The organism is Collinsella sp. AF33-16 (genome assembly GCF_003475325.1).
GTDB lineage: Bacteria > Actinomycetota > Coriobacteriia > Coriobacteriales > Coriobacteriaceae > Collinsella.
In genome coordinates, this window is record NZ_QRQC01000037.1 from 1465 (window position 1) to 7087 (window position 5623).

The window sequence follows — 5623 nt, forward strand, 5'->3', positions numbered from 1 at the left end:
GAGGCAGTTCACACGCGCCGGGGAGGGTTTTCGCCTGTTTGGGGGATGAACCGCCAGCAGCCTATTCCTCAAAACCGAAAAATTTTCGGTTTTGAGGAATAGGACCAAAGCAGATTGTTATTTGGCAAGGTATATTCGATGTAAGCGCTATTCCTCAAAACTGAAAATTTTTCGATTTTGAGGAATAGCAAACATCGGGTGTAGGGAGGATGCCAATGAAGCTCATCAATAGGACGTCGTATATGGATACGCTGACGAGTCTTATCGGTGTGCCCGACATCAAGGTCATCACGGGCATCCGGCGCAGCGGAAAATCCAAGCTGCTCGAGTCCCTCCGCGATTACGTGGAGACCAACCTGCCTGATTCAAATGTCATTCATATCAACTACAACCTCGATGAGTTCGAGGACCTGCTCGAATATCACGCTTTGCTTGCTTATGTAAAAGAGCGTCGGGTGTCCGGCACGCAAAACTTTCTGCTTATCGATGAGGTTCAGATGTGTAGCGGCTTTGAGCGCGCAATCAACAGCCTTCACGCATCCGAGCGGTATGACATCTTTATTACGGGGTCAAATGCATTTTTGTTATCGAGCGACCTATCGACGCTCTTTACGGGGCGCACGTTCGAAATCGAGGTGTTCCCGTTCTCGTTTGAGGAGTATCGCTCTTACGACGGTAAGGGCGAGGTCGACCATGATTTTGATGAATACGCACATGCCGGCGGCATGTCCGGTTCGTATCCTTACCGAACGCAGGAGCAACGCTATCAATATCTCTCCAACGTTTTTAAAACGTTGATCGTGAGGGATATCGTGCAGCGGCATAACGTCAGAAACGAATCGGCGCTGCTGCGTATTGCTGACTACATGATGGACAACGTCTCCAACATTACGTCGGCTCGCAATATAACGGATAGCCTGAATGCAGATGGGCTAAAGATCACGAACAAGACGGTGGGCACATATATGGGGTATCTGTGCGACGCATTTGCCTTCTATAAGGTTCGACGGTATGACATTCGCGGCAAGAAATACCTCAAGAGCGGCGAGAAGTACTATCTGGCGGACCATGCGTTTAAATATGCGCTGCTTGGTACGCGCGATATGGATTGGGGACGCGTATACGAGAACATGGTGGCAATCGAGCTGCTGCGGCGCGGATACGAAGTGTACGTCGGCGTGCTTTATAAAAAGGAAATTGACTTTGTAGCTATCAGGCGAAGCGAGAAGCTCTATATCCAGGTGAGCGATGACATTAGCTCGGACAAGACGTTTGAGCGGGAAATCTCGCCGCTCTTGAGCATTGCCGACGCGTATCCCAAGATGATTCTCGCCCGCACGCATCACGAGACTACGGATCGCGATGGGGTGCAGATAGTGGACCTGGCGAGGTGGCTTTGCGGCGAGGCGTAGCAGAAAGCCCTATTCCTCAAAACTGAAAATTTTCGATTTTGAGGAATAGGGCTGCCGCGTTGCCTGGTCCGCTGCTCGCGCTTGTGTCGCGCTCGGCTAAGGCCCCTGTCTTACCCCAGCTCCCGCATGCGGCGGTAGATTTCGCAGATGCCCTTGATGGTGAGCTGCCCGTCGACCACGTCGAAGGCATCGGTCGAATCGGCGACGATGCCGGCGAGACCGCCCGTGGCGATAACGGTGGCGTCTTCGCGGCCCAGCTCGCGCTTCATGCGCGCGACCAAGCCCTCGGCCATGGCAGCGGCACCCACCACGGCGCCGACTTTGATGCACTCCTCGGTATCGCGGCCGATGGCGTGCTCGGGCGCCTCGAGCGGAACGCTGGCGAGCTTGGCGGCTCGGGCGGCAAGCGCGTCCATGGAGATGCGGATGCCCGGCGCGATCGCTCCGCCAATGTAATAGCCGTCCTCGTCGATAACGTCGATATTGGTCGCGGTGCCAAAGTCCACCACGATCGCCGGCGCGCCGTAGAAAGTCTCGGCCGCAACGGCGTTGGCGACGCGGTCGGCACCTACGGCCTGGGGACGCGCCGCGCGCAGCTTGGTCACCGCGGCCGTCTGCGGCCCGATAACGATGGCGTCTGCCGCGATGCGGTCGGCCACGGCGTGCCACTCGCGCGAGAGCTGTGGCACCACGCCGGCAAAGGCGATCGCGTCGACCGCGCCGAGCGAGAGGTCGTACATCTTAAAGAAGCCCATCAGGCGCACATGGATCTCGTCGGCGGTATAGGAGCGGTCGGTGGGCATGCGCCACGACTGCACCAGCTCGTCTCCGTCAAACAGGCCCATGGCCGTCTGCGTGTTTCCCATATCGATAGCGAGCAGCATGTCTACTCCCAGTGTTGGCATAAAAGGACGCGCACCATTGTATACGCGCCGTCGACGGCGCTCGGCTGCGATTCGTTTACGGTGATATGGACTGAGGGGTTTAAATATGAAGGAATTATGCTCTACGAGATTTTTCTTGCCGTTTACCGAACCCCCGCGTAATATTCTTTCTTGCGCACATGAGGCGCCCAGACATTGCGGGGTGGAGCAGTCTGGTAGCTCGCCGGGCTCATAACCCGGAGGTCGTAGGTTCAAATCCTGCCCCCGCGACCAAGAACTTGCAGCTCGGAAGCAAAATTGCTTCCGAGCTTTTTCTTTATCGGTTTACCTTGCGGGTGAATTGCGGGTGAATCCTGAGTCAATTTATTATGTGAAGCAGATAAACCATTGATAATCGCGGACCGGTCGGCTTGACTTATCGACCGATAAACTCCAATTGGGAGGAGTCCCGGCGGTCCTTAGCTAAAATAGTGACGTCTGAATAACAACAAGGGAGTCGCTATATGAAGACCGTCTACGATGCCCTTGACCCTATCGTCAACGGGTCGGCAACGACCAAGGAGAAGGGCGACAAGTACGAGGCGGCCTGCGTTTACTATCTCAAGAACGACCCCTTCTACGCGCTGTTCCTTTCCCGTGTCGGGACGATAACCCAGGCACCCGAATGGGATAACAGTTTGTTTTAAGGGAAAGGAAGCCGTATGGCGAAAAAGGGATATATCTTCTGGGACAGCGAGACGGCGAATCCCCAGCAGAGGATATGCCAGGTCGCTTATATCCTCACGGATCTTGAGGGAAACTGCCTGGGCGACCCGGTTTGCCGGGTGATCAATCCTGAGAGCGAGATTGGTTGGTGGAGTAGGTCTCATCTGGAAATCGATTGGGACTCACTGGACGACATGCCGACCTTTGTCCGCTTCTGGGAGGATGCCGGTCTGGCGGATTTGCTGCGAGACTACATCCTGGTCGCGCATAACGCCAACGGCGCCGACATCCACCACATCAAGAAGAGTCTGGCTGCCTACGACATCGAAATGCCCGAGATCGAAGTAATCGATACGATGCTGGTGGCGAAGCAGAAGGGTCTGCCCGGAGCGCTTGTCGACCTCTGCGAGCATTACGGCGTGCATCTTGATAGCCACCACGATGCCATGAGCGACGCCGAGGCGTGCCTTGGGGTTTTCCGTGGGCTGGCCGGCGAGTTCGGTGCGCTCGAGCCCGCCGTTTGGGCTCCGAATGCCTCCTCCCATCATGGCCGCAAGCGTGTTTTCACGGGCTTGGGACTGGTGAACGGGTCGCAGGAGCCATCGAAGAGGTTTTGGCGAAAGCCGAGGAGGCGGGCCACAGGGGCGATCCGGGCGAAATCACTGATCCGGTCGGACTCAAGGTGAAGGTATCCGGCGTTACTCCGGGCTACAATCGCGATGAGATCCTTGCCGCACTTAAGGAATGCGGGATGAAAGCGACCGATGGCAAGCCCGCGCAGAGCACGAAGTACCTCGCAATAGGCGACAACGTGGGACGAAGCAAGCTCGACGCAGTTTTCAGCGGCAACTCGCAGGCAAAAATCGTCACGACGGGCGAGTTGCTTGAGGTCATGAACCGATTTGGCAAGGCGGAATAGAAGGGAAGGCTCGATATGGCCGTCAATTTGAAAACCGTAAAAGACACGGTGAATCTTGCAGCGGGGGTTTTAGCCGCCGCCGCCGGGGTTGTCGATGGGGCAAAGCAGCTCGGTTTCGATGTCGATGGAGCCGTGAAAAGCGCTGCCGACGGGGCAACCAACGGCGCGCGTGCTGTTGCCGACGGCATCGGCAAGGGATTTGGTGCGGCGGCGGAAGGCGTCGGCGCGGCAGCCGGCGCGTTGGGGGATGCCACGAAGGCGTTCCAGGACTCAAGGGCCGCCGCGGAGGCTCGCAAGAAGATCGATGCCGCCAGGCAATCAATATTTGAAGGCGCGTCGACGGTGATGCCCCTGCACGAGTTCATCTGCCAGCAGGTCAAAGCCTCCGAAGCTGCGTTCAACGGCTACGATATGCCCGGCTGCTATCTCATCGCGACATACCGCAGGCATGACCACGATAAGAACTTCAGCGACTATCTCGGAATATACGTGGGGTCAAGTGAGCGTATGGCGGACGATATCGCGTCCATACCTACGCGATTGGGCGATCCGGATGTCTACGCTGACTACAAGTACCGACAAAACATTTTGCTATTCGTGTATCCGTGCGAGCTGAAGGACGTCGACGAACGTCGTGGGCTCCTGCTGCGTTCGTTTGACGGCGAGAGGCTCTACAACGGCACTGGATTATCGGTCGAGAGGGCGGCGGATGAAGACCTATAACCTGGACACCATCCATAAGGTCCCCCTGCGCGAGGTGTGGCCGCATGAGGCCCACGACTTCACCAAGTGGCTGGCCGAGGAGCAGAACCTCGCAACCCTCGGGACGGCGGTCGGAATCGAGCTCGAGCTCATAGAGACGGAGTCCTCGGTCGGATCGTTCAACGTGGACATCTACGCGCAGGAGTCCGGTACGGGCCGCAAGGTGATCATCGAGAACCAGCTCGAGGACACCAACCACGACCATCTCGGCAAGGTGATCACGTACGCCGCCGGCAAGGGCGCCGAGGTCGTCATCTGGGTCGTGGCGCGCGCCCGCGACGAGCACCGCCAGGCCATCGAGTGGCTCAACCAGCACACCGACAGCGACTTCGGGTTCTTCCTGGTCGAGGTCGAGCTCTGGAAGATCGGGGACTCCTTGCCCGCCCCGCGCTTCGGCGTGGTCGAGCAGCCGAACGAGTGGACCAAGACCGTGAAGCTCTCCGAGGGGCTCAGCGAGACCGAAAAGGTCAAGCTGGCGTACTGGACGGCCTACCGCGATGTGGCGGGCGGCCATCCGGAGTTCCTCAAGGAGTTCAGCCCGCAGAAGCCCAGCAAGGACCATTGGTCGACGCTTCGCCTGGGGGTCTCGGCATACCATCTCGCCCTGCTCATCGATACGCAAAGGGGCCGCACGGGCATCGAGCTGTACGTGGACGACGACAAGGAGATCGGGCACCGCGCCATCGCCAACAGCGGGGTCTTCGAGGAGCACCTCGGGCTGACGGCGGCACCCTTCGATGCGAAAAAGGCATCGGGGCTGCGCTTCTACAAGGCGGGCCACCCCATCAAGGGCCACCAGGACGCATGGCCGGGGTACATCGAGGAGCAGCTCGGATGGGCCCTCGAGATGAAAAAAATAATCGCGGAGATCGAGCTCTAAAAAACGCCCCGGCAGTAAATTGTGAACTGCCTCCCATTTCTTGGACATGAGAAATGGGAGG

The 5623-nt window shown here is 57.8% G+C and carries 7 protein-coding genes and 1 tRNA gene; 7 read left to right on the forward strand and 1 reads right to left on the reverse strand.

What is annotated here, in order from left to right; all coding sequences use genetic code 11:
* Positions 1 to 215 precede the first annotated feature (215 nt).
* On the forward strand, positions 216 to 1412 hold the full coding sequence (locus tag DWZ52_RS09600) for an ATP-binding protein (protein WP_117583693.1): 1197 nt from the start codon (positions 216 to 218) through the stop codon (positions 1410 to 1412).
* A 110-nt stretch (positions 1413 to 1522) separates the two neighbouring features.
* Here DWZ52_RS09600 and DWZ52_RS09605 read toward each other — a convergent pair whose 3' ends face one another.
* Positions 1523 to 2296 carry a type III pantothenate kinase gene (locus DWZ52_RS09605; RefSeq protein WP_158572447.1) on the reverse strand — a complete coding sequence of 258 codons (774 nt, stop codon included), beginning with the start codon at positions 2294 to 2296 and terminating at the stop codon, positions 1523 to 1525.
* A 196-nt stretch (positions 2297 to 2492) separates the two neighbouring features.
* On the opposite strand from DWZ52_RS09605, the gene DWZ52_RS09610 reads away from it, so the two are divergent.
* From DWZ52_RS09610 to DWZ52_RS09630, 6 genes are all read left to right on the forward strand, one after another.
* A tRNA-Met gene (locus DWZ52_RS09610) sits at positions 2493 to 2569 on the forward strand.
* 230 nt (positions 2570 to 2799) lie between these two features.
* Entirely contained in the window at positions 2800 to 2982 is a 183-nt protein-coding gene (locus DWZ52_RS09615; protein ID WP_117641071.1) for a hypothetical protein, read from the forward strand.
* Positions 2983 to 2997: 15 nt separating this feature from the next.
* Entirely contained in the window at positions 2998 to 3687 is a 690-nt protein-coding gene (locus DWZ52_RS09620) for an exonuclease domain-containing protein (RefSeq protein WP_118385428.1), read from the forward strand.
* Positions 3684 to 3920 (forward strand): hypothetical protein, encoded by a 237-nt coding sequence (locus DWZ52_RS09990; RefSeq protein WP_158572448.1) that lies wholly within the window; start codon positions 3684 to 3686, stop codon positions 3918 to 3920. Before DWZ52_RS09620 ends, DWZ52_RS09990 begins: the two co-directional genes overlap by 4 nt.
* Before the next feature lie 15 nt (positions 3921 to 3935).
* Entirely contained in the window at positions 3936 to 4643 is a 708-nt protein-coding gene (locus DWZ52_RS09625; protein ID WP_117776607.1) for a hypothetical protein, read from the forward strand.
* Positions 4630 to 5562 (forward strand): DUF4268 domain-containing protein, encoded by a 933-nt coding sequence (locus tag DWZ52_RS09630; protein WP_117641068.1) that lies wholly within the window; start codon positions 4630 to 4632, stop codon positions 5560 to 5562. The genes DWZ52_RS09625 and DWZ52_RS09630 overlap by 14 nt, the downstream gene beginning before the upstream one ends.
* Positions 5563 to 5623: the final 61 nt, after the last annotated feature.